This window comes from Pantoea coffeiphila, assembly GCF_016909495.1.
GTDB classification, from domain to species: domain Bacteria; phylum Pseudomonadota; class Gammaproteobacteria; order Enterobacterales; family Enterobacteriaceae; genus Erwinia; species Erwinia coffeiphila.
On the sequence record NZ_JAFBFW010000001.1, the window covers coordinates 1 to 24,145 of the forward strand.

Here is a 24,145-nt window from a genome sequence, read left to right on the forward strand (position 1 = left end):
ATAAAGCGTAAGAACTTCTGGGATGTGAACAAAAACAGATACCCGGACTCCCGCATGCAGGCGGAAACCGCCGGGGCATATTCAACGCGCTGGGGCAGCCCGCTGCGTGTCCAGAAAATCAACGGTGTCATGGCGCTACAGGTGCCGGTGGCCGGACTGGTCAATGCTGCTGCCGGGTACAACGACACGCCGATTGATATCACCGGATTTACCTCCGGCTTCTTCTCGGCTGCCGTGGATATCATGCAGAAAACCGGTGACCAGGGCGTTAACAGTACAGGCATGAACAACCTTCGCGTGCGTATCCAGGCGAAGGATGCCAGCGGTGCCCTGATGCTCGATGCCTGGGCGGGCGTCAGCGGCAACGACGACCCGAACAGTGCCGCAGGCGGGTCAGCGCGTCAGTATTTCACCCGTAACGTAACCCGCGCCGATATCACATCACGCACCCGGATGGTGATCGGGGAAGGTATTCCGATCCCCGCCGGTGCTGTTGCGCTGGTGTTCAATATCCGCGCCGAAAGCACATCGGCAGTGGCCTGCCCGCAGATGTACCCGACCAACTGGCTGCTGCGCGACGGGAAAGATGCCAGCTGGACAGATAACGAGGTACAGGTATCAACCGGGACAGGGCTGAAAACGGTCTATATTTCTCCGGCGGGCAGCGACAGCGCAGATGGCACAGCAGCATCACCACTTAAAACGATGAATGCGGCTGTGGTGAAGCTGAACGGAACCGGTGCGATCGCACTCGTTCCGGGTATCTATCCTGGCGAAAGTATTCCACAAAATCTCGTGGGCGATTTGCGTATCGTCGGGCTGACCGACAGTGGATTCAATTACCCGGTGATCCGGTTTGGTAATCCTCTGTCAGGCGTAACAAAACTGGCCGGTTACAGTCGTATCTACTCAGCGCCACTGACCGGCTATGCCGCTGGCACCCACCCCGCGTGGATGTGGCTGGATGGCGTGCCGGATGAAGACACGCGAGAAACGAAAGTCAGCCGCATGTCGGAATACATGCGGGGCATGGCGCACCGGCTGGAATGCACAAAAATCTGGCTGACCACGGCAACGGATAAAGCTGCAGCCCTGGCAGAGATGGACGCCAGCAATTCACCGCTGTGCCGGTGGGTGGAGTCAGAAGGACGCGTGTACTTCACCCTGCCGAATGGCGGCGATGCGACCGCCGCTGGCACTGCGATTTATGCACCTACCGGCTGGGCGGCACTTTTTTCGGGGAATGCAGGACCATTTACTGCGGCGGGACGTGTCAGCATTACGGGTATTAAAGTCCGTTACGCGACGATAAACACCGTGGGATTCCGTGAGTCGGTACTGACCGACGTTCACAGTCTCGGCTGCCCACAAAATGGCATGGATATCGGCTGCTGGTCAAAAATGTACAGCTGCCGTTTTCAGGGGGTGGGGTCATCAAACATTGCCGGTACATTCGATGGGGCCAATGCGCATAACTTCAGCGTACTTGAGCACTACAACTGCCTGTTCACAGACAATGTTGATGACGGTATTTCATGCCATGAAAACTGCTACGAGATCGGCTGGGCACCCGTTTCAATTGCTAACCTGGGCGGTGGGCTCACTCCGGCATATGGTTGCCAGGCGGTTTACTACTTCCCGTACACCTCGCGTAACGCGTTGCAGATTCGGAAGGTCAACGGCAAGCGGGGCGGAATAGAATCGCACATGAGTCCGCTAACCTCTGATCCGGGTGTCAGCACGTCAGTGACAGTGTATTACGGCATTTCAGACGGAGACTATAACGGCTACTGGTCGGGAGATACGGCTGATGCGTCAGTGCGCGCAACGTTGAACGCGATTGGCTGCATCGCTATCGACCCGGTGAATTATGGATTTGCGGTCACGCACATGATGGACTGCCGACATACCGGAAGCGGAACACCCCGTAAGCCTGGTACAAATGCACCGATTAACACAAATATCGTGACTTAAAATCCCATAGAATGGTCGGGAAAGCTGGTTTTCTCTCCCATTTCCGTCCATTAACTCCCTGTGCAAAATTTAGACGCTAAACAAGTCCGTGAATGGCTGGTTTCCTGAGTATGAATGATTTTTACCATAATTGAATTTGTGTCAGGTGGCTTTGCGAGAGATCGGCTCTGGAAGCGGTAGCAATTTTCAGGTAGTGATTCCTGGTAACATTCACGAAAACTTTGTTATGGTTGATTTATCATATCCATACTGGAGGTTGCCGAACCATCATTAATATTGGACGGCGCATTCCAATCTTTCCCTTTTAGGGCATCATTCGTATTAATGTTAGCTGAGCCATTGTTAGTGATGGGGGATGGATCGTCAAGCTCAGCATTGTCATCGACATCATCCGGATCTGAACTGGTTAAGTTACCGTTACTGGAGAGAATATCTGTACCGCCAGCTTCATTAGGCATGCTATCGCTGGTTGAACCATCGTCATTCACACATGAGTAGCCGCCCAAGCCATTAGGTTCGCAATCAGCGGCTTGCGCAAAATCAGTAAATGACGCTAAAGCATAAACCAACGACAAGACAACAATTTTGCTCATTTCTTCTTCTCGATTTAAAAGCTTATCACAACATATGTTCTTATGAGTTTGTGATGCTGTATGTAACTTGTTGTAAAACTAGTATAATTTTTGTGGTCGCTCGAGGGTTTTTGGCATGTAGATCTGTCAGGAAAGCTAAATATCCATAAATTTCATACCTGTAAGATGTTCTTCAAAAATAGAACAGGATACCTCCCAGAGAATGCTGTCCCCGTACGTATAAACAGTTTCGATTTAAATGGGAGGACATGAAGTTTAGCTAAAAAAAGATAATTTTTTCATTAAAAAACAGAATCTTTGATAAAATTTGGAGTGGTCAGAAAATTAATTTTGTTCTTCCCATCGATCTTTTTATGAATTTCCCACTTATGAGTTCGTAAGGTGCTTATTAGTTTTTTTAAATTATTTTAATGCTAACCAATACATGTGTTGTGGGTTTGATCTAAATAATACATAGCCTTGTGTTTTTTTGAGTGGCAAAAAGGTTGGTTTTTTAAAAGTTTCTCTTACTTATCCGAGTGTTGTTTTGAATGTTAAATTTACCTCAATCGTTAATAAATCATTTTTTTAGGATTTTGCTAAGCCCCCTTACTGTTAAGATTATGTTTTTAATGAATTTACTTTTTATAATTAAAAGTAGCCTCTTCAATATTAATATTTCGTGACAACATTGACGCTTGTGATAAAGTGAATATGCACTTTCCTGGATGAAATTGTTTGGACTTATATTAGATATAAAATGAGGCAGACCTATGAAGGCAAAAATTGCATTGTTAGTATTAATGTCTTCACTGACTGCTGGCGCATACGCTGCACCAGGAGAAGGTGAGGCTGCGGGTGCAGGCGCAGCTGGTGTTTCGAAAGGCGCGACTGATGCGCTTGGTGTTGGCGCGGTTGCTGCTTTAGCAGGAGTATTCGTTGCTACTGCTGGCGGAGGTGATGGGTCGAATACGGGAACTACTACCACAACCACCACATCTACTTCTCGTTAAAAGTCTTTGGTCTGGGCTGAGTAGTACAGACCATTTTATTTATTGCTAAGTTTTTTAAGTAAATTATTAATTTAGCATTAAAGAATGTTGCACTCTCCTTTAACCTCATAATCATTATCTATGATAAACAAGAATTTAACTTATTAAATCGATTTTCTTTTTTTTAATTTCATTGGATTGATTTTATTACTGATATGTATAAAAAAAGCCCGCATTGACGCGGGCAATTTGTAACTAGTAAGTCAAGAGTTAGAGGAGAGTGACGCTATGGCGTCACATTAAATGATAGTACAAAAAATAAAGTGAGTCGCAATTCTCCCCAAAAAAAATCAATCGATAAGATTAAATATTCTAATCAAAATATATGTCAAAAAAGCCCGCGTTACTCGGGCGTAAATTTGTACAAGAAATATAAGGGGTCCATCTCAGCTTAAAAGCTGAGATAACATCATACATCTACTGCAGCCTAAGCACAGCGCATTATGAGAAGTTTTTAACGTAAAACGCTACCAGTTTTAACCCCAATATAACTACGCACCCGGCATCCAGGCTCCACTTGCTATAAACCAAATAAGAAGAATTATCCCGGCAATCCCACAAGCAGCAGGAAATAAGTATCCAATTTTCATAGCTATCTCTTTTTAGATTTATCCTTGTAAAAAACTCTATCAAATCTTGCATAAATTCCTATGCAACAGATACTTAACAAAGTCACACCTATCGCGTAAAGCCAGTCATAAAGATCCATTTTTTCACCAACTATGCATATGAATTGAACATCCCTGTTGTGAATGCTCCAGTTTTATCAGCCCTGATGCTGATTTGTTTGCTTTCCTTAACTACATGAAAATACTGATTTTGGTTGTTTTTTTGTAAGCGTAGCTAGGTGCCAGAAATAACTGGTATTAATGTTTTACAATTTACCAAACCACTGTGTCAACCGTGGAAATCGTGCCGAGCATGATCCGACAATCTCTTATGGTGGTTGATACGCTCATGATGGCCGGCTTGAGCCAGCAAATGGCGCATACTTGCAGTTAATTTCAAAACTATATGACCTGCTAGCAGGTATGCGTGAACAACCTCAGTCCTTGGTGTCAACGTTCAATACAAAGCCTGGCCCCAAGGTTCAGCATTTTGAGCACCTACACAAGGCAGCAGAAATTTTAGAGGTTGTGAGCTTTTTCGTTCAACGATGTGACTACCTTCGAGTTTCATAAGCATTAACTAACATGAAGTGTGAGTTGGGCCGAGGTGTGACAAATTTGTGCCAGAGGGCTGACACAAAACGTCATAAAATAGCTGAAGGAGTGGCGCGTACATTTCGCTGGCTGGCTATTGTAGCGGGTTGACGGGTTGTTACGGTGTGCTCATTTTTATCACTAATCAGACTAGAGATCTGTCTGTGAATAAACAACCAGCCAGCAGTAATTAACAGGAGAATGGAATGCAAAAACTGGAAGTATGCTGCTATGGGGTGGATTGCGCACGGGTGGCGGAGCAAGCCGGTGCCGATCGAATTGAGCTTTGCGCCTCACCTGCTGAAGGCGGATTAACGCCGTCTGCGGGAACACTGATGGCCGCCAGAGAGCACGTGTCCATACCGGTTCATCCGATCGTCCGTCCGCGGAGTGGGGATTTTTGTTACAGTGTCACAGAATTTGAGCAAATCAAGTCGGATATCGCTTTTGTTCGTGAGCTGGGATTCCCCGGCGTAGTGGTTGGCCTTTTAGACCTGGATGGCCATATCGATCTCCCGCGCATGTTGCAAATAATGCCTTTGTGCGCCGGCATGGAAGTGACCTTCCACCGGGCATTCGATCTCTGCCACAGCCCGCTGATGGCGCTGGAGCAGCTAACGGATTTGGGGGTGGCGAGGATACTGACTTCTGGTCAGCAGCAGAGTGCCGAAAGTGGATTACCGTTATTAAGGGAACTAACTCGTATTACTCGCGGTCCAAAAATTATGGCAGGTGCGGGAGTGCGCTTAAGCAATCTCCAGAAGTTTATTGATGCGGGTATTACCGAATTGCACAGCTCCGCCAGCCAGCGAATTTCATCTCCAATGCGCTACCGTAAGGCCGGAGTCTCCATGTGTTCCGAGGCTGAAAACGATGAGTTTAGCCGTAGCGTGGTTGACGGAGACGTGGTGGAAGCGATGAAAAGCGTTATTACTCTGGGTTCACCAATACGAGTCGCCTGATAACAAAAGATTTTGCCGCGCAGCACGCCGAACCCTGACGTGATGTTTGCAAGTACCAGACCCCAGCATGATTTGTTGGGGTTTTTTTTGCCGTTTAAGCATCATGGCAATGCCGTCATAAGGCGGTTGCTTATACACTTATCCCTATGGATTTTCAGACTGTTGCGAGAGTCGTGATGAGAACGAGGAAGACGAGCTGTGTCCTGGTCTTAATGTCAGGTTTACTGGTTATTCAAACGGCCGCTGCGGCGACAAACAAAACGAAGGTTCAGCCTCCCCGCTGCGCGGTTAATCAGCAACAGATCAACGATAACAATAATCTGCTGCTGCTGGGCGGTACTGCTAAAGGGCCGATGAAGCAGTTTATTGTTGGTGAGTTCGGTAAAGATGTCGATCAGCAAAAGCGCATGCTGGGAAAGTTTGATCGCTGCGGCGTGCTGACCCAGGCCGATATCAGCTACGACAAGCAGGACGCCAATACCCGGCTCAAGCTCGATATGAAAATAGAACGGGTCAGCGTCGGCTGGCAGGCGCGCTACGAAATTACCGTTTTCGCACTGCGTGATGATGCCGAAGCGGTATTGCACCATAAACAGGGCACCACGCTCTATTTTTCCGGGCGTAATGGCAGTATTACCAGCGCATCCGAGCAGTTTGTTATACAGGGGGAAGAGGGCTTCACGGAGACCGTGAACGATTACGACCGCCGCAATCGGCTGATCCGCAGCGTTGCCCGTGGCTCAGACAACACCAGCAACGGCGAATATCTCTATCGCTGGAATGATAAAAACCAGCTGCTGTCCTCAGGATCTGAGCGCAGCACGATTCAGTGGAATTATGATAAGCAGGGCCGTGAGCTGGGGGTCCATATCCGCGAATTTAACCCGTTCAGCGCCACCACGACGCAGGACGAATGCCAGCTGTGGGACGAGCGTGGAAACTGCACGTTGAGCTATTCACGGGAGATGGAAGTGTCGGCGTTGGGCATGTTCCGGCGCAATATTGCCGCCGCCAGCCGTTATGAATACTGGGACCAGCCTTAGGGCCGGTCCCGGACGGGATTATTTCACCGACTGGCTGAACGTATCAACGGCCAGGATGGCGTTGGCGATATCTTCGGCGCTCAGATTCGGGTTAAGATTTTTCAGCGTATCGCCGTCGCTGTTGGCCAGCTCACCAATTTTTAACAGGCTTTCCCAGCTGGCATTTTCCAGATGCAGCTCTTTGAGCGTGGTCGGCATTTTAATGGCGCGATAGAAGCGCACGTAGCGCGCAATCTCTTCATCAGGGCGCTGTTCCAGCACCATCTGGGTCAGCGTGCCGTAGGCGACTTTCTCACCGTGCGTCAGATGGTGAATATCACCGTCAACGGCGGTGAAGCCGTTGTGGATGGCATGTGCCCCCGCCAGACCCGCATTTTCAAAGCCCAGACCGGACAGCAGGGTGTTGGCTTCCACCACCGCTTCCACGGCAGGCGTCACCAGCTGTTTCGCTACCGCTTCATAGGCGCTCAGGCCGTAGGTCAGCAGCGTTTTCTCACAGGCTTCCGCAATCGCCAGGCCGGCAATGGTCGGATCGCCGTTCACCATGGATTTGCTGTGCGAGCGTTTTACCGCCTGTGCTTCAACCCAGGTGGCCAGACCATCTGCAATACCGGAAGCGAACAGGCGCACCGGCGCACGCGCGCAGACCTGGGTATCTATCAGCACCAGATCCGGGTTTTTACTGTAAAAACGATAGCTTTCGAATACGCCACTGTCGGAGTAGATGACCGACAGCGCACTGCACGGCGCGTCTGTAGAGGCGACGGTGGGCACAATGGCGACCGGCTGTTTTAACTCATCAGCGACGGCTTTCACGGTATCGAGGGTTTTACCGCCGCCAAGACCGACAACCACGGCGGTGCCGCTGCTTTTCGCTAGTTTGGCGAGGCGGGTGATTTCGTTGCTGGAGGCTTCGCCGTTGAACTCTTGATAGTGAAACTCCACATGGCTGGCGGTCAGGGATTCCCGAACCTGCTTGCCAATCAGCCCCCAGACGATCTTATCGGCGACGATGAATGCGCTGCTGCCGAGGTCGGCAAGATTCTCACCCAGCTGGGTAATCATGCCTGCGCCCTGGATATATTTACGCGGGGAAGAAAAAACAAATTTACTCATACCAGATACTCCGTTCAGGTGAATGAAATTGTTTCTGTCCACTACCGTAACGTTTTGGCAATCGTAATGTTATTGAAAAAAGTGCTTTCCGATAAAGTTATCATTCGCATTGAGCCAGATCAGAGTAAATGCGGGAAGGGATTGCCGGAAATGATGCTGCATGCTGAGACAGGCCCGAGGGCCTGTCTGCTAACCGCCAATCAGGGCTTAGTCGCCACCAGCACCGCGCGCAGCGGAGCCGGATAGCCTTCAACGGTTTTGGTGGGATCGTTGGGGTCGAGGAACTCGGCCAGCGATTCGCTGGTCATCCAGCTGGTGCGGCGCTGTTCGTCGGTACTGGTTACCGAATAATCGGCAATGCGCACGTCAGTAAAACCGCACTTTTCCAGCCAGTTTTTCAACGCGCCGGTGGTCGGAATGAAGTAGACGTTACGCATCTGAGCATAGCGTTCACCGGGAACCAGAACCTGCTGGTCATCGCCTTCAATCACCAGCGTTTCCAGCACCAGTTCGCCGCCGCTGACCAGCTGGTTTTTCAACTGATAGAGATGATCGAGTGGAGATCGGCGATGGTACAGCACGCCCATCGAAAACACGGTATCAAACGCTTTCAGCTCAGGAAGCTGTTCGATACCGAGCGGCAGCAGGTGGGCGCGCTGATCGCCGCCCAGCAGTTTGCGCACCGCCTCGAACTGGCACAGGAACAGCTGCATCGGGTCGATGCCCACCACCAGATGTGCGCCAGCACCAATCATGCGCCACATGTGGTAGCCGCTGCCGCAGCCGACATCGAGCACCGTGCGGCCGGCCAGTGGGGAAATATGCGGCAATACGCGCTCCCACTTCCAGTCCGAACGCCATTCGGTGTCAATATTCACGCCGTACAGCGAGTACGGGCCTTTGCGCCACGGCATCAGATTGCGCAGCAGCTTTTCAATTCCACCGCGCTGGCGCTCGGTCAGCTGACTGCTGTCGGCGCTGACGCTGTGCAACAGATCCAGCGTTTCCGGCGTCAGCGAAGGCAGATACTCAACCGAGCGATCCCAGTTTTTAAAGTGGCCGTGCAGCGACTCGCGTTGCCAGGCGGCGATCTGCGCGGGCAGGGTTTCCAGCCACGGTGCCAACGGGCCTTTGGCGATAAGCTGATAAAAATTTCCGAAATCCATCAGGCATCACCCGCCTTCAGTGCGACCAGCGAGCCAAAGTTAAAGCACTGGAACCAGACTTCGGCGTGCTGGAAACCGGCCTGACGCAGGCGCGCTTTGTGGGTTTCCACGCTGTCGGTCAGCATGACGTTTTCCAGCATGCTGCGCTTCTGGCTGATTTCCAGTTCGCTGTAGCCGTTGGCGCGTTTGAAGTCGTGATGCATGTTGAACAGCAGTTCGCCGACGTCGGCATCTTCAAAGCTGAATTTCTCCGACAGCACCAGCGCACCGCCGGGCTTCAGCCCCTGATAAATGGTGTTTAACAGCTGCTGGCGCTCTTCCGGTGCCAGGAACTGCAGGGTGAAATTCAGCACCACCAGCGAGGCATTTTCTAACGGGATCTGGCGGATATCGGCTTCAATCACCTCAACCGGCGTATCGGCGCGGAAAGCATCGATATGACGGCGGCAACGCTCAACCATCGCCGGGGAGTTGTCGACGGCAATAATTTTGCAGCCGGGAACCTGAATATTACGCCGTACGGACAGCGTGGCAGCGCCCAGCGAGCAGCCCAGATCGTAGACGTGGGAGTCGGGCTGAACAAATCGCTCGGCCAACATGCCAATCATCGAAATAATGTTGGAGTAGCCGGGAACGGAACGCTGAATCATGTCTGGAAAGACTTCAGCAACGCGTTCGTCAAAGGTCCAGTCGCCGAGTTTGGCAACGGGCGCTGAGAACAGCGTATCGCGGTTAGTCATAGTGGTAAGTCCGGAGGAAGCTAACGGAAAGCGCATATTCTGGCAGAAAGCGAAGCGGGCTGCATCTTTTCTGCCAGCGGCGTGTTAAATCGTTAATGCAGAGTCAGTACCAGATCCCACGGCAGGAAGATCAGATTGACGATAATCATCCCCAGCAGAGTCAGCAAGGTCAGGATCATGCCGTTGCGGCGCCACAGCATCGTACGGCTGCGTAGTCCCCAGGCATGCAGCAGGCGGCCGAAGAAGAAAAACAGCCCCAGCAGATGGATCAGCCAGATATCAGCGCCGTTCATCTCCATCACAACCAGCAGCAGCGTCGCCAGCGGAATATATTCAACGGCATTACCGTGGATCCGAATAGCCAGCTGTAAATCCGAGACTCCGCCGTCGCCAATCGAAATGCGGTACTGTCTGCGCAATCGCACCACATCCAGTGAAAATTTAATAATCAACAACGCGCCAAAAACGACGTAGAGAGCGCTGACCATGACTCACTCCATGATGTAAGAATTATCTTGCGGCTATCATAGCGGGCAATCTTAAGACTGTCTTCCCGTCCGCTATCCGATTGCTCAGAATAACGTTTCCTGCTGCGGCCAGTCGGGAACATCCCCCAGCTGCGGCAGCGCTTTTTGCAGATCGGGCCAGAGATAGCGCACCAGTTCCGGGGCGAAGGCAATATCCGGCGTGTGAATAAACAGCCACGGACGGGTGGTTTGGCACCATTTGGGCATGCGGGAAAGCCAGGCGCGGAAGTCGTGCAGATTAGCCTGCGGATTGTCGCCGCCGATAAAGCGGATCATGGGCTCGCTGGCGGTGATCACCGCGTGAACCGGGAGCTTCGGTTTTTTCCGCTGTGCGTCAACGATAGCTGGGGTTGTAGGCTTCGCCGCATGCACCGCTCGGGTATCCAGAATCACCCGGTTAACGCCGCGCTGATGCAGCCCGCGGTTCAGCGCACGTTCAGCGTCGCCTTTGGCAAAAAATTCCGCATGCCGCACCTCCACGCCGTAATGAAACTCCGTAGGCAGCGAATCCAGAAAGGCCCACAGTGCGGGCAAATCGGCAGGCGAGAAGGCGGCGGGCAGCTGTAGCCAGTACTGTCCCAGGCGGCCGGCCAGCGGTTCCATCAGCGCAAAGAATTCCGCGGTCAGGTCACCGCACTGCCTGAGCGCCGCCTGATGACTGATGGTGGCGGGAAACTTAAAACAGAAGCGGAAATCATCATGGGTCATTGCGTGCCAGCGTTGAACCACCTCCGGGCGCGGCAGGGCGTACAGCGTGGTGTTTCCCTCCACGCAGTTAAAATAGCGGGCGTAATCTTCCAGCGTAGACATACCCAGCTTTTTCCACTGCGGATGCTGCCACTGCGGCAGCCCAAGATAGAGCGGCGTCATCATAAATCCTGTTACATTTTGATTGAGCGACTGTAGCGGTGCGGCGGGCGTAGTGCAAATCTGGCAGGACCGGGTCCCTCCGGCCCTGGTTTTTTTACAGTGCGGCGATCACTTCATCAGACTGGCGTACGCGGGCGATGCGCGGGAAGATCCATTCAACGCTGCTGCGGTGCTGCTCGCTGCTGCCTGCGCTACAAATGTCTTCAGCGATCACCAGATTGAAGCCCAGCTCCCAGGCGTTACGCGCGGTAGATTCCACGCCGATATTGGTGGAGATACCGCCCAGCACGATGGTGTCGATACCGCGACGACGCAGCTGGAGTTCAAGATCGGTGCCGTAGAATGCGCCCCACTGGCGTTTGGTCACCTGAATGTCATCAGGCTGTGCGCCCAGCTCAGACGGGAAGGTCCACCAGTTTTCCGGCAGCGCACCGCCTGGATGAGCTGCATCCACCGGCTGCTTCAGCGCTTCGGCAAAATCGGCCGACCAGCCAACGCGCACCAGCACGACCGGTGCGTTCAGCGCGCGGAACTTTTCAGCCAGCACGGCGGCTTTTTTCACCACATCACCGGCGGTATGCGGGCCTCCGGCGAAGGGCAGAATGCCTTCCTGAAGATCGATAAGTACCAGCGCGGTAGTCTGTGGGTTAAGTTTAAACATCGTAATTCTCCGGAAGAGTGGGGGAAACCAGAGAGAATACAAAGCAATGTCCCTGTGACGCGACTATAACTGTGTGGGGAGCGCGGGGGAATTTGTTAACGTGTATGTCATCGACTGAGGCGACTGCCGATATTTCAGCACGAAGATTCTTCGTCTAAACGCGGTGACCGTTGTTTTGTTGACCGCTAAAGCCGGGATGAACGCATCTTGCCGTTTTTCTGCCGCTTTGCCCTCTCGACAGCACTTATCCTGTGCGCCGTTTTCCATTATAATGGCCGCCATTTTTCGCGGCAGCAGCCCCCTCCGGGCCGGGTTTTCTTTAAAATGCCGCGCCCGCAGCGGTGAAGTTAAAAGGATATCGTTATGCGTACTAAGTATTGTGGACAGATCAACCTGTCTCATGTAGGGCAGCAGGTGACACTGTGCGGTTGGGTTAATCGCCGCCGCGATCTGGGTAGCCTGATCTTTATTGATATGCGTGACCGTGAAGGCATCGTTCAGGTGTTCTTCGACCCGGATCGTCAGGACGCGTTCCGCCAGGCTTCCGAGCTGCGTAATGAATTCTGTATTCAGATCACCGGCACCGTGCGTGCGCGTGACGAAAAAAACAAAAACAGCGATATGGCTACCGGTGAGATCGAAGTCTTCGCCACCGATCTGACCATCATCAACCGTTCTGAGCCGCTGCCGCTGGATTCCAACCAGACTAACAGCGAAGAAGCGCGCCTGAAGTATCGCTATCTGGATCTGCGCCGCCCGGATATGGCAAACCGCCTGAAAACCCGCGCGAAGATCACCAGCTTCGTTCGCCGCTTTATGGACGACCACGGCTTCCTGGATATTGAAACGCCGATGCTGACCAAAGCCACGCCGGAAGGTGCGCGTGACTATCTGGTGCCTAGCCGCGTGCATAAAGGTAAATTCTACGCGCTGCCGCAGTCGCCGCAGTTGTTTAAACAGCTGCTGATGATGTCCGGCTTCGACCGTTACTATCAGATCGTGAAATGCTTCCGTGATGAGGATCTGCGCGCTGACCGTCAGCCGGAATTTACCCAGATCGACGTCGAAACCTCCTTTATGACCGCGCCGCAGGTGCGTGAGATCATGGAGCGTCTGGTACGTGATATGTGGCAGGACGTGAAGTCCGTTGATTTGGGTGAATTCCCGCAGATGACCTTCGCGGAAGCGATGCGTCGCTACGGTTCCGATAAGCCCGATCTGCGCAACCCGATGGAGCTGGTGGACGTTGCTGACCTGCTGAAAGACGTGGAGTTCAAAGTCTTCTCCGGCCCGGCTAACGATGCTAAAGGCCGCGTTGCCGCACTGCGCGTGCCGGGCGGCGCCCAGCTGAGCCGCAAACAGATTGATGAATACGGCAAGTTTATCGAAATCTACGGCGCGAAAGGCCTGGCCTACTTCAAGGTCAACGAACGTGCTAAAGGCCTGGAAGGTATTACCAGCCCGGTTGCTAAGTTCCTGACCGCTGAGATCGTTGAAGCCATTCTGGATCGTACTCAGGCCGCCGACGGCGATATGATCTTCTTCGGTGCCGACAGTGCCAAAGTGGTCACTGATGCGCTGGGTGCGCTGCGCCTCAAGCTGGGCCGCGACCTGAAAATTACCGACGAAGCCGCGTGGAAACCGCTGTGGGTTATTGACTTCCCGATGTTCGAAGAAGACGGCGAGGGCGGCCTGAGCGCGATGCACCATCCGTTCACCGCGCCGAAAGAGATGACCCCGGACGAGCTGAAAGCGGCACCGGAAACGGCCATCGCCAACGCCTACGATATGGTGATCAACGGTTACGAAGTGGGCGGCGGTTCCGTGCGTATCCACAATGGTCAGATGCAGCAGACCGTGTTTGGCATTCTGGGTATTACCGAGCAGGAACAGCGCGAGAAGTTTGGCTTCCTGCTGGACGCCCTGAAGTTCGGTACGCCACCGCATGCCGGTCTGGCTTTCGGCCTCGATCGCCTGACTATGCTGCTGACCGGCACCGAAAATATCCGTGATGTTATCGCCTTCCCGAAAACCACCGCAGCGGCCTGTCTGATGACCGAAGCGCCAAGCTTCGCTAACCCGGCGTCACTCGCCGAGTTGGGCATTGACGTGGTGAAAAAAGAAAAACCGGCTGAGAGCGAATAATGACGTTTAAGCATCCGGTTTCGGTGCTGGTAGTGATTTATGCGCAGGACACCGGACGGGTGCTGATGCTGCAGCGGCGCGATGATGTGGATTTCTGGCAGTCGGTGACCGGCAGTCAGGAGCCGGACGAAAGCCGGGAAGACACCGCGCGGCGGGAAGTGTGGGAAGAGACGGGAATTGATATTAACGCCGGGCAGTTCACATTAGTGGATTGCCAGCGTCATATAGAATTCGAAATCTTCGCGCACTTTCGCCACCGCTACGCGCCGGGGACCACCCATAACCGGGAACACTGGTTTACCCTGGCGCTGCCGACGGAAATAGACATTGTGTTGAGCGAGCATCTGGCTTTTCGCTGGCTGGATGCGGCCGAAGCGGCTGCGCTCACCAAGTCCTGGAGTAATCGCCAGGCAATTGAAGAATTTGTAGTCTAATTTTGGAGACAAGAATACATGGCAGGACATAGTAAGTGGGCGAATACCAAGCACCGCAAGGCTGCTCAGGATGCTAAACGCGGTAAAATCTTCACCAAAATTATTCGTGAGCTGGTGACGGCTGCCAAACTGGGCGGCGGTGATGCAGGCTCTAACCCGCGTCTGCGTGCTGCGATGGATAAGGCGCTGGCAAACAATATGACGCGCGACACCATGAACCGTGCGATTGCCCGCGGCGTGGGCGGCGATGACGACAGCAACATGGAAACCATCATTTATGAAGGTTACGGTCCTGGCGGCAGCGCGGTGATGGTTGAGTGCCTGAGTGATAACCGTAACCGTACCGTTTCAGAAGTGCGTCACGCCTTCACCAAAACCGGCGGCAACCTGGGAACCGATGGCTCCGTGGCCTATCTGTTCACCAAGAAAGGGGTGATCTCTTACGCTCCGGGCCTGGAAGAAGATGCGGTAATGGACGCGGCGCTGGAAGCCGGTGCTGACGACGTAGTGACCTACGATGACGGCGCAATTGACGTTTTCACCGCCTGGGAAGTACTGGGCCAGGTTAAAGATGCGCTGGATGCTACCGGCCTGAAATCGGAAGGTGCGGAAGTCACCATGATCCCATCGACCAAGGCCGAGCTGGATGCGGAAACTGCACCGAAGCTGCTGCGCCTGATCGACATGCTGGAAGACTGCGACGATGTTCAGGAAGTTTACCATAACGGTGAAATCTCTGATGAGGTTGCGGCGACCTTATGATTTCTCACCGCATCCTGTATGCTGTGAGTTATCGTAAAAACACCATCAACCCGGAGAACGCGATATGACGGTTATACTGGGTATCGATCCCGGTTCGCGCGTTACGGGTTATGGTGTGGTTCGTCAGGTTGGGCGGCAGATTACCTATCTGGGCAGCGGCTGTATTCGCACCAGCTCCACCGATCTGCCGCCGCGCCTGAAGCTGATTTACGCCGGCGTGTGTGAAATTATTACTCAGTTTCAGCCGGACTATTTCGCCATTGAACAGGTGTTTATGGCGAAAAATGCCGACTCGGCGCTGAAGCTGGGCCAGGCGCGCGGGGTGGCTATCGTCGCCGCGGTGAATCACGATCTGCCGGTGTTTGAGTATGCCGCCCGCCAGGTCAAGCAAACCGTGGTCGGCATCGGCAGTGCCGAAAAAAGCCAGGTGCAGCACATGGTGCGCACGCTGCTGAAACTGCCCGCGAACCCGCAGGCCGATGCGGCCGATGCGTTAGCTATCGCCATTACCCACTGCCATTTGAGCCAAAACGTTGCGCGAATTGCAGAAGGAAAGCTCACCCTGGCACGCGGTCGACTGCGCTCCTAGGCTGGATATCCATCCAGCCTTTTTTATGCTATAACATTCATCCCGGTACTCATCCCCACCATTCTTATCTGAAGGAAGCTAATGTGATAGGTCGTCTGAGAGGCATTATTCTGGAAAAACAGCCGCCTGTGGTGCTGATTGAAGCCAGCGGAGTTGGCTATGAAGTGCAAATGCCAATGACCTGTTTTTATGAGCTTCCTGAACTGAATCATGAAGCGATTATTTTTACCCACTTTGTGGTGCGTGAAGATGCCCAGCTGCTGTTCGGTTTTAACAGCAAGCAGGAACGCGCGCTGTTTCGTGAACTGATTAAAGTCAACGGCGTGGGGCCAAAACTGGCGCTGGCCATTCTTTCGGGCATGTCGGCGCAGCAGTTTGTCACTGCCGTTGAGCGTGAAGAGATTGCCGCGCTGGTGAAACTGCCCGGCGTCGGCAAGAAAACCGCCGAGCGTCTGGTTGTCGAGATGAAGGACCGCTTCAAGGGTATGCACGGCGATCTGTTCGCTACCGATGCGCCGTTTGCGCTGACCAGCGAGGTGCAGAGTGCGGCGGTCAATGATGCAGAGGGCGAAGCGGTTGCTGCGCTGGTGGCGCTGGGGTATAAACCTCAGGAAGCCAGCCGCATGGTCAGCAAAGTGGGCAAACCCGATGCTGACTGCGAAACCCTGATCCGCGAAGCGCTGCGCGCAGCTATTTGAGGTAGAGCATGATTGAAGCCGATCGCCTGGTCTCCGCCGGGGTTATCACCGAAGAAGAGGTCATTGACCGCGCTATCCGTCCCAAGCTGCTTGAAGAGTATGTCGGGCAGCCGGTCGTGCGCGAGCAGATGGAGATTTTCATCAAGGCCGCGAAGATGCGCGGCGATGCGCTCGATCATCTGCTGATCTTCGGCCCGCCGGGGCTGGGTAAAACCACACTCGCCAATATCGTTGCCAATGAGATGGGCGTGAATCTGCGCACCACTTCCGGCCCGGTGCTGGAAAAGGCGGGCGATCTGGCCGCGATGCTCACCAACCTTGAACCGCATGACGTGCTGTTTATCGATGAGATCCATCGCCTGTCTCCGGTGGTGGAAGAGGTGCTGTATCCGGCTATGGAAGACTATCAGCTGGATATTATGATTGGCGAGGGCCCGGCCGCACGTTCGATTAAGCTGGATCTACCGCCCTTTACCCTGATCGGCGCAACGACCCGCGCGGGATCGCTGACGTCGCCCTTGCGCGATCGCTTCGGTATCGTTCAGCGCCTGGAATTTTATCGCGTTGAGGATCTGCAGCACATTGTTGGCCGCAGCGCGGCCTGTCTTGGACTGCCGCTCAGCCCAGAAGGTGCGCTGGAGATCGCCCGCCGTGCGCGAGGCACGCCGCGTATTGCTAACCGCCTGCTGCGCCGCGTGCGCGACTTCGCCGAAGTCAAAGCCGACGGTGAGATGACCGGTGAAGTCTCTGCCCGCGCGCTGGATATGCTGAGCGTGGACAGCGAAGGCTTTGACTATATGGACCGTAAATTGCTGCTGGCGATTATCGATAAATTTACCGGGGGGCCGGTCGGGCTGGATAACCTGGCCGCAGCCATCGGTGAAGAGCGTGAAACCATTGAGGACGTGCTGGAACCCTATCTGATCCAGCAGGGCTTTATTCAACGCACCCCGCGCGGCCGTATGGCCACTCAGCACGCCTATAAGCATTTCGGCATCGACCGCGAAGCCTGAGAAAACTGTCTGATGCAGGCTCGCCTGCGCACAGATCGCAACAGCCCCGGAATGTCATCCATTCCGGGGCTGTTTTTTTAAGGCTGTATAAACGGGATTTGAGGACTGCGAGACGTCTTCAGCGGATAATCAGACCGCCGGTTTTTTTACCATGCTCAGGATAAACATCGCCGCCGCACCCAGGACTACCGACGGACCGGCAGGCGTATCGTAAAACGCTGAAAAGGTCAGCCCGGCGGTGACCGCCAGCATCCCGACCACAATGGCAAACGCAGCCATCTGTTCCGGCGAACGAGCGAAACGGCGAGCCGTTGCGGCAGGAATAATCAGCAGAGAGGTGATAATCAGCGCACCGACAAACTTCATCGCCACGCCGATGGTTAGCGCGGTCACCAGCATCAGGATCAGTTTACTGCGCTGAATGTTGACGCCATCGACCTGGGCCATTTCCGGGCTGATGGTCATCGACAGCAGGGCGCGCCACTGCCAGGCCAGTACAATCAGCACTATCGCCACGCCGATGGCAATGGTCCATAAATCGGCCGGGGTCACCGCCAGCAGATCGCCAAACAGATAGGCCATCAGATCCACGCGTACGTCGGACATCAGGCTGACGACCACCATACCAAGAGACAGCGCGCTGTGCGCCATAATGCCCAGCAGGGTATCGATCGCCAGATGCGGCCGCCGTTCCAGCCAGACCAGCACCAGCGACAGGATCAGCGTCACTGCAATGACGGCATAAAACGGACTGACATTGAGCAGCAGGCCAAAAGCTACGCCGAGCAGAGAAGCATGGGCCAGCGTATCGCCGAAATAAGACATGCGGCGCCAGACGACAAACGAGCCAAGCGGACCGGCCGCCAGCGCCAGTAAAATCCCCGCCAGCCAGCCGGGTAACAACAGTTCAATCATGACGACCGGGTCCCTTACGTAAAATGATTCGTCCCTTTAAGTCGTGACGATGATTATGGTGGTGCCGATAGATAGCCAACTGTTCAGCGCCGCGCGGGCCAAACATGGAGATAAACTCCGGGTGCTTTGAAACGGCTTCGGGGGTGCCGGAGCAGCAGATATGGTGGTTAAGGCACAGTACTTCATCGGTCTTGGCCATTACCAGATGCAAATCGTGGGATACCATCAGTACGCCGCAGTTCAGCTCGCGACGCAGCTGGTCAATGAGATCGTACAGCGCCACCTGACCGTTGACGTCCACGCCCTGGGTCGGTTCATCCAGCACCAGCAGCTGCGGCTGATTGAGCAGTGCCCTGGCCAGCAGTACGCGCTGGGTTTCACCACCGGAAAGCTTTTGCAGCGGATAGTTCAGCAGATGCGAAGCCTGTACGCGTTTTAACGCGGGCAATATGTCTTCACGCTTTACTCCTGGACGCAGGCGCATAAAGCGATCGACCGTCAGCGGCAGAGTGACATCAAGATGGATTTTTTGTGGCACATAACCGATGCGCAGATCCGCAGGTTTATTTACCGAACCGGACGTAGGGGCGATCAGGCCGAGCACCACTCGTACCAGCGTTGATTTACCTGCGCCGTTTGGGCCGAGCAGGGTCAGAATGCGCCCGGGTTCCAGCTTCAGCGATACATCGGAAAGTACCCGGCGTTGACCAAAGTTCACAGCTACATTTTCAAGGGAGATCAAGGATGACATGTCGATTACGGTTGCAGAAGTTCTATAATGTTATAATATCACAACCCATCAGCTTATCACGATGGATTGAATCATTATGTTACATAAAAAATCACGTCTCTTTGCAGCGCTTGCCGGTGTCGGCGTGGCTGCCACTTTCGCGTTTCCTGCACAGGCTGCCGTTGTGGCTTCCGTTAAGCCAGTTGGCTTTATTGCGTCCGCGATTGCAGATGGTGTCACACCTGTAGAAATTCTGCTACCGGATGGTGCATCAGAGCATGATTATGCATTACGCCCATCGGATGTAAAACGCTTGCAGGGCGCGGATTTAGTGGTTTGGGTTGGCCCTGAAATGGAAGCATTTATGGCTAAAATGGCCGCCGGATTACCGCCGCAAAAGAACCTGGAAATGGACCGCATTGAGGGTGTACACGCGCTGCTGCTGAAAGGCGGGGAAGACGAAGAAGAGGAACATGAGGAGCATGCTCACGGCGCGGCTGATGACCACGATCATCATCATCACGGTGAGTACAACATGCACCTGTGGATGTCGCCGGAGATTGCGAAGAAAACTGCGGTTGCAATTCACGCAAAATTATTGGAACTTATGCCGCAAAGCAGGGACAAACTAGACGCCAATCTTCAGCATTTTGAGTCAGAATTGGCGTCTGTCGATGCGAAAATTGGTAATCAGCTGGCCCCGGTTAAAGGGAAAGGATATTTCGTTTTTCACGATGCTTACACCTACTTTGAAAAACACTACGGACTGACTCCATTGGGTCATTTTACCGTAAATCCTGAGATTCAACCCGGCGCGCAGCGTTTACATCAAATACGAACACAGTTGGTTGAGCAGAAGGCCACATGCGTCTTTGCTGAACCACAATTCAGGCCAGCCGTGATCGATGCGGTTGCCAGAGGAACCAGCGTGCGTTCGGGCACCCTCGATCCTCTTGGTACTGACATCACTCCAGCACGAGACAGCTATGTGAAATTCCTCTCACAGTTGTCCAGCCAGTATACGAGCTGCCTGAAAGGAGAATAGAGGAAGACTTAATTGCAGCAGATAGCCCGCGCTGTCGCCATGGCGTTCAACAACTTACCCCGACCTCACCGCATCATGCTGGGGTCACTTACCGTCGTTACACTGGCCGTCACCGTCTGGCGGCCTTACATTTATCATCCCGGTAGTGAAAGCCCGATTGTTAAAACAATCGAACTGGATAAAAACGAACTGCGTACGCTGCTTCCCGAAGCCAGTGAACCCATCGACCAGGACACACCTTCTCCGGATGATGACACGCCAAAAGATGAGATCGATCAGGACGTACCGGATGAAGCCGGGACGCATGATTATGTAGTCTCCACCGGCGACACCCTCAGCAGCGTTCTTAACCAGTACGGCATTGATATGTCGGATATTACGCAGCTGGTGAAAAGTGATAAAGACCTGCGCAACCTGCAAATTGGTCAGCAGCTTTCTTGGACCCTGACCGATGACGGGCAGCTGCAGCGTCTGACATGGGAAGTCTCCCGCCGTGAAACCCGAACGTACGATCGCTCAGGCGATAGTTTTAAATCCTCGGCTGAAATGCAGAAAGGGGAATGGAAAAACAACGTTCTGAGTGGCGAAGTTAACGGTAGTTTCGTGACCAGTGCCAAAGCGGCCGGGTTAACCAGCGCTGAAATCAGTGCGGTAATCAAGTCGCTACAGTGGCAGATGGATTTCCGCAAGTTGCGCAAGGGCGACCAGTTCTCTGTGCTGATGTCCCGCGAAATGCTGGACGGCAAGAGTGAGCAAAGCCAGCTGCTGGGTGTGCGCATGCGCAGCGGCGACAAAGATTATTACGCCATCCGCGCCGAAGATGGTAAGTTTTACGATCGCAGCGGCTCCGGGCTGGCGCGTGGCTTTATGCGCTTCCCAACTGTTAAGCAGTATCGCGTTTCTTCTAACTTCAACCCGCGTCGCCTGAACCCTGTAACCGGGCGTGTTGCGCCGCATAAAGGTGTCGACTTCGCTATCCCGCTGGGTACACCGGTACTGGCGGTGGGTGATGGTGAAGTTATCGTCGCGAAGCGAAGCGGTGGGGCTGGCAACTACGTCGCGATTCGTCACGGTCGCCAGTATATGACCCGCTATATGCACCTGAAGAAACTGCTGGTCAAACCGGGTCAGAAAGTTAAACGTGGCGATCGCATTGCGCTTTCCGGCAGTACCGGCCGTTCAACCGGTCCGCACCTGCATTATGAAATCTGGATCAACAACCAGGCGGTTAACCCATTAACGGCCAAGCTGCCGCGGATGGAAGGCCTGGCGGGTAAAGAGCGCAGCGACTATCTGGCTCAGGTCCGAGAAGTCGTACCGCAGCTGCGATTCAAGTAATTCGCTGCCGCTGATAACAGAGCCGATGGAGCACTCAGTCCGTCGGCTTTTTTATTGCCAGAGTGCGCGAAATCCGGGTGAAACTGGTCTAAAGACTGGCCGTTTACCGGAAAAATCCAGGTTAATGCATTGCAAAATTACCTGCCAGCACTATCATTAGCCCGTTATTGTAGAGGCCGGTGCATGGAAAACATAAAAAAAAGTCACGTTGAATTTATTCCCGTTTTTAAGAAATCCTTTTTACATCCTCGCTACTGGGGCAGCTGGCTGGCGGTAGGTGCCTTTGCTGCGATTGCTTTAGTTCCTCCCCGTTTACGCGATCCGGTTCTGGGATCGCTGGGCCGTATGGCCGGTAAACTGGCTCGCAGCGCACGCCGCCGTGCGCAGATTAACCTGCTTTACTGCCTGCCGGAGGCTCCGGAGGAAGAGCGGGAGAAAATAATTGATGAGATGTTCGCGACCGCACCGCAATCGATGGTGATGATGGCTGAGCTGGCGCTACGTCCGCATAAGGTCCAGCCGCGTATTCACTGGCAGGGCCGCGAGCTAATCGACCAGCTGCGAGAAGCACAGCAGAATGTGATTTTCCTTGTGCCGCACGGCTGGGCGGTGGATATCCCGGCGATGGTGCTGGCTTCGGAAGGGCAGAAGATGGCTGCGATGTTCCACAATCAGCGTAACCCGGTGATGGATTACGTGTGGAATCGCGTGCGCCGCCGTTTTGGTGGCCGTATGCACGCGCGCAACGATGGGATCAAACCGTTTATCAGCTCGGTTCGGCAGGGCTACTGGGGTTATTACCTGCCGGATCAGGATCACGGCGCGGAGCACAGTGAGTTCGTCGATTTCTTCGCGACTTACAAAGCCACGCTGCCCGCCGTTGGCCGCCTGATGAAGGTGTGTCGTGCGAAAGTTGTGCCGCTGTTTCCCGTGTATGACAGTAAAAGCCACAGTCTGACCATCCATCTGCGTCCGCCAATGGACGATCTGCTGGATGCGGACGATGTCACGCTGGCGCGGCGTATGAATGAGGAAGTGGAAATTTTTGTTCGCCCGAATCCGGAGCAGTACACCTGGATTCTTAAGCTGCTGAAAACCCGCAGACCGGGTGAGACTGAACCTTACGATCGCCAGGAACTTTATCCAAAGAAATAGCGCCCTGGCTGCGTTTGACTTCAGGCCGCGACTGGCATAAAAAAGCCGCAATCCTCTATGGGTTGCGGCTTTTTTTTATGCGCCAGCCCGCAAGCTTTAAGCGGCGGGCTGCACTAAAGGTGATGAATCAGTGCGCGATCAACGTGGAGCGGCGCTGCCACTCGCGCAGGAAGGCGCGCACCAGCAGGAACCAGATAACGCCACATGCCAGATTCACCAGGCTGAACGCCCGCGACCCGTCGCTGAAGTAGGCAAATTTCGCCAGCTCAATGCCCAGCGCGAACACCAGAATGCTGACCATGCCGAGCATCGCCGCCACGCTACCTTTACCTGACTCGTTGGAGAACAGCGTCAGTCGGTATAAACCGGCATTGACCAGCCCGGTGCCGAATCCATAAATACTTAAACCGGCGGTCAGCCACAGATAACTGTGGTTGTCGATCAGCGTGGCAATGGTGGAAATCGCTAACCCCAGCAGAATAGGCCAGGCACCCAGCCGCAGCGGCTTATCGATCGGCAGGCGTGATGCCAGCTTGCCCAGCGTCAGGTTGCCGATAATCATCGCTATAAATACCGGCAGCTGTAGCAGCGCGTAATCCATCCGCGTCAGCCCCTCGTCGTGGATCAGGATAACCGGCGACAGCGCCACCCAGGCCAGGCAGGGAATAGTGACCAGGCCGATAGCCAGCGAACCGCTCATCACCTGACGATCTTTCACCAGTACCGCATAGCCCTTCGCCAGCGATGGCAGCGACAGTGACATCTGCGGATTGCCGGAGGTTTCCGGCATCGTCAGCCATAATCCTACCAGGGCGAGTGCCGTCAGCGCGCCAAACAGCCAGAACATGGTGCGCCAGTCGCTGAATTCAAGAAATGCCGCCCCCGCCAGCGGGCCAGCCAGCGGAGCCAGCAGGGCAACGTTGGCCATCAGCGCCATCATTTTCACGCTCAGCGCTTCATCGAAGGCTTCCTGGATGGCCGCATAGCCTACTGCGCCGATGAAGCACAGGCTGGTGCCCTGAAGGAATCGCAGTAGCACAAACTGCTCGATGCTCTGCACCCAGTGCGTCGCCATACAGGTCAGCATAAAGAACGCTACGCCGCCAAGGATCACCGGCCGGCGGCCAAATTTATCCGACAGCGGACCGAGCAGCCACTGCAGCATAATGCCGCCAATAAGATAGGCGGTTAACGACGCGGAGACCCATTCCGGACCGACGCCAAATTCTTCGGTGACCAGCAGCATACCCGGCTGGATCATGTCATGAGCGATATAGGTGGCGAATTCAAACAGCACCAGCGACAGAGGAAAAATCAAGTACCGCGGGGTAAGACTCGACAGAGGCGTAAATGACGCCATGCTGGCTCCTTCCAGTAAGTTGAAAATGCGAAAACCGCCTGAGCGGTTCGCGAATAAAAAAGGGCCAGTTGCCTGG

24 protein-coding genes are annotated in these 24,145 nt (G+C 53.9%); 13 read left to right on the forward strand and 11 right to left on the reverse strand.

Annotation, left to right across the window (positions count from 1 at the left end):
* A partial coding sequence (locus JOE09_RS00005) for a hypothetical protein (protein ID WP_205064333.1) occupies positions 1 to 1,974 on the forward strand: 1,974 nt, incomplete at its 5' end.
* A gap of 224 nt (positions 1,975 to 2,198) precedes the next feature.
* Here the strand turns inward: JOE09_RS00005 and JOE09_RS00010 are convergent.
* Positions 2,199 to 2,567 carry an RND transporter gene (locus JOE09_RS00010; RefSeq protein ID WP_205064334.1) on the reverse strand — a complete coding sequence of 123 codons (369 nt, stop codon included), beginning with the start codon at positions 2,565 to 2,567 and terminating at the stop codon, positions 2,199 to 2,201.
* A gap of 752 nt (positions 2,568 to 3,319) precedes the next feature.
* Here JOE09_RS00010 and yjbE point away from each other — a divergent pair.
* Entirely contained in the window at positions 3,320 to 3,559 is a 240-nt protein-coding gene (gene yjbE / locus JOE09_RS00015; protein WP_205064335.1) for an exopolysaccharide production protein YjbE, read from the forward strand.
* A gap of 530 nt (positions 3,560 to 4,089) precedes the next feature.
* Here yjbE and JOE09_RS00020 read toward each other — a convergent pair.
* Positions 4,090 to 4,188, reverse strand: coding sequence for a YoaK family small membrane protein (locus tag JOE09_RS00020; protein WP_146114171.1), 99 nt, complete (start codon positions 4,186 to 4,188; stop codon positions 4,090 to 4,092).
* 818 nt (positions 4,189 to 5,006) lie between these two features.
* On the opposite strand from JOE09_RS00020, the gene cutC reads away from it, so the two are divergent.
* Both cutC and JOE09_RS00030 read left to right on the forward strand, forming a co-directional pair.
* Entirely contained in the window at positions 5,007 to 5,762 is a 756-nt protein-coding gene (cutC, locus tag JOE09_RS00025; RefSeq protein ID WP_200544045.1) for a copper homeostasis protein CutC, read from the forward strand.
* Between the two features lie 212 nt (positions 5,763 to 5,974).
* Positions 5,975 to 6,805: a hypothetical protein gene (locus tag JOE09_RS00030; RefSeq protein ID WP_205064336.1), complete on the forward strand. Its 831-nt coding sequence runs from the start codon at positions 5,975 to 5,977 to the stop codon at positions 6,803 to 6,805.
* 18 nt (positions 6,806 to 6,823) lie between these two features.
* Here the strand turns inward: JOE09_RS00030 and JOE09_RS00035 are convergent, their stop codons facing one another.
* The 6 genes from JOE09_RS00035 to JOE09_RS00060 form a co-directional block, all read right to left on the reverse strand.
* Positions 6,824 to 7,921: a glycerol dehydrogenase gene (locus JOE09_RS00035; protein WP_205064337.1), complete on the reverse strand. Its 1,098-nt coding sequence runs from the start codon at positions 7,919 to 7,921 to the stop codon at positions 6,824 to 6,826.
* A 200-nt stretch (positions 7,922 to 8,121) separates the two neighbouring features.
* Positions 8,122 to 9,087 carry a tRNA 5-methoxyuridine(34)/uridine 5-oxyacetic acid(34) synthase CmoB gene (cmoB, locus tag JOE09_RS00040; protein ID WP_200544039.1) on the reverse strand — a complete coding sequence of 322 codons (966 nt, stop codon included), beginning with the start codon at positions 9,085 to 9,087 and terminating at the stop codon, positions 8,122 to 8,124.
* Positions 9,087 to 9,827 (reverse strand): carboxy-S-adenosyl-L-methionine synthase CmoA, encoded by a 741-nt coding sequence (cmoA, locus tag JOE09_RS00045; protein WP_200544037.1) that lies wholly within the window; start codon positions 9,825 to 9,827, stop codon positions 9,087 to 9,089. The genes cmoB and cmoA overlap by 1 nt, the downstream gene beginning before the upstream one ends.
* Positions 9,828 to 9,919: 92 nt before the next feature.
* Positions 9,920 to 10,315 carry an MAPEG family protein gene (locus tag JOE09_RS00050; RefSeq protein WP_200559670.1) on the reverse strand — a complete coding sequence of 132 codons (396 nt, stop codon included), beginning with the start codon at positions 10,313 to 10,315 and terminating at the stop codon, positions 9,920 to 9,922.
* A gap of 84 nt (positions 10,316 to 10,399) precedes the next feature.
* Positions 10,400 to 11,224, reverse strand: a complete 825-nt coding sequence (locus JOE09_RS00055) for a DUF72 domain-containing protein (RefSeq protein WP_205065076.1) — start codon at positions 11,222 to 11,224, stop codon at positions 10,400 to 10,402.
* A gap of 94 nt (positions 11,225 to 11,318) precedes the next feature.
* Entirely contained in the window at positions 11,319 to 11,885 is a 567-nt protein-coding gene (locus tag JOE09_RS00060; protein ID WP_200544033.1) for a hydrolase, read from the reverse strand.
* A gap of 363 nt (positions 11,886 to 12,248) precedes the next feature.
* Here JOE09_RS00060 and aspS point away from each other — a divergent pair, with 363 nt between their 5' ends.
* From aspS to ruvB, 6 genes are all read left to right on the forward strand, one after another.
* Entirely contained in the window at positions 12,249 to 14,030 is a 1,782-nt protein-coding gene (aspS, locus tag JOE09_RS00065) for an aspartate--tRNA ligase (RefSeq protein ID WP_205064338.1), read from the forward strand.
* Positions 14,030 to 14,464 carry a dihydroneopterin triphosphate diphosphatase gene (gene nudB / locus JOE09_RS00070; protein WP_205064339.1) on the forward strand — a complete coding sequence of 145 codons (435 nt, stop codon included), beginning with the start codon at positions 14,030 to 14,032 and terminating at the stop codon, positions 14,462 to 14,464. The genes aspS and nudB overlap by 1 nt, the downstream gene beginning before the upstream one ends.
* Positions 14,465 to 14,482: 18 nt before the next feature.
* A complete protein-coding gene (locus JOE09_RS00075; protein ID WP_105594263.1) occupies positions 14,483 to 15,226 on the forward strand; it encodes a YebC/PmpR family DNA-binding transcriptional regulator in 744 nt (247 codons plus the stop codon).
* A 64-nt stretch (positions 15,227 to 15,290) separates the two neighbouring features.
* A complete protein-coding gene (gene ruvC, locus JOE09_RS00080; RefSeq protein ID WP_205064340.1) occupies positions 15,291 to 15,815 on the forward strand; it encodes a crossover junction endodeoxyribonuclease RuvC in 525 nt (174 codons plus the stop codon).
* A gap of 83 nt (positions 15,816 to 15,898) precedes the next feature.
* Positions 15,899 to 16,513, forward strand: coding sequence for a Holliday junction branch migration protein RuvA (gene ruvA, locus JOE09_RS00085; RefSeq protein ID WP_200544026.1), 615 nt, complete (start codon positions 15,899 to 15,901; stop codon positions 16,511 to 16,513).
* An 8-nt stretch (positions 16,514 to 16,521) separates the two neighbouring features.
* Positions 16,522 to 17,526, forward strand: a complete 1,005-nt coding sequence (gene ruvB / locus JOE09_RS00090; protein ID WP_205064341.1) for a Holliday junction branch migration DNA helicase RuvB — start codon at positions 16,522 to 16,524, stop codon at positions 17,524 to 17,526.
* 129 nt (positions 17,527 to 17,655) lie between these two features.
* Here the strand turns inward: ruvB and znuB are convergent, their stop codons facing one another.
* A complete protein-coding gene (gene znuB / locus JOE09_RS00095) occupies positions 17,656 to 18,441 on the reverse strand; it encodes a zinc ABC transporter permease subunit ZnuB (protein ID WP_205064342.1) in 786 nt (261 codons plus the stop codon).
* On the reverse strand, positions 18,434 to 19,192 hold the full coding sequence (gene znuC / locus JOE09_RS00100) for a zinc ABC transporter ATP-binding protein ZnuC (protein ID WP_200544020.1): 759 nt from the start codon (positions 19,190 to 19,192) through the stop codon (positions 18,434 to 18,436). Before znuC ends, znuB begins: the two co-directional genes overlap by 8 nt.
* A gap of 76 nt (positions 19,193 to 19,268) precedes the next feature.
* Here znuC and znuA point away from each other — a divergent pair, with 76 nt between their 5' ends.
* From znuA to lpxM, 3 genes are all read left to right on the forward strand, one after another.
* On the forward strand, positions 19,269 to 20,216 hold the full coding sequence (gene znuA, locus JOE09_RS00105; RefSeq protein WP_205064343.1) for a zinc ABC transporter substrate-binding protein ZnuA: 948 nt from the start codon (positions 19,269 to 19,271) through the stop codon (positions 20,214 to 20,216).
* Positions 20,217 to 20,228: 12 nt separating this feature from the next.
* Entirely contained in the window at positions 20,229 to 21,554 is a 1,326-nt protein-coding gene (gene mepM, locus JOE09_RS00110) for a murein DD-endopeptidase MepM (protein WP_105594256.1), read from the forward strand.
* A gap of 183 nt (positions 21,555 to 21,737) precedes the next feature.
* The gene (gene lpxM / locus JOE09_RS00115; RefSeq protein ID WP_205064344.1) at positions 21,738 to 22,709 is read left to right on the forward strand and encodes a lauroyl-Kdo(2)-lipid IV(A) myristoyltransferase; all 972 of its coding nucleotides are present in this window, start codon (positions 21,738 to 21,740) and stop codon (positions 22,707 to 22,709) included.
* A 127-nt stretch (positions 22,710 to 22,836) separates the two neighbouring features.
* Here the strand turns inward: lpxM and JOE09_RS00120 are convergent, their stop codons facing one another.
* The gene (locus JOE09_RS00120; protein WP_200559662.1) at positions 22,837 to 24,069 is read right to left on the reverse strand and encodes an MFS transporter; all 1,233 of its coding nucleotides are present in this window, start codon (positions 24,067 to 24,069) and stop codon (positions 22,837 to 22,839) included.
* Positions 24,070 to 24,145: the final 76 nt, after the last annotated feature.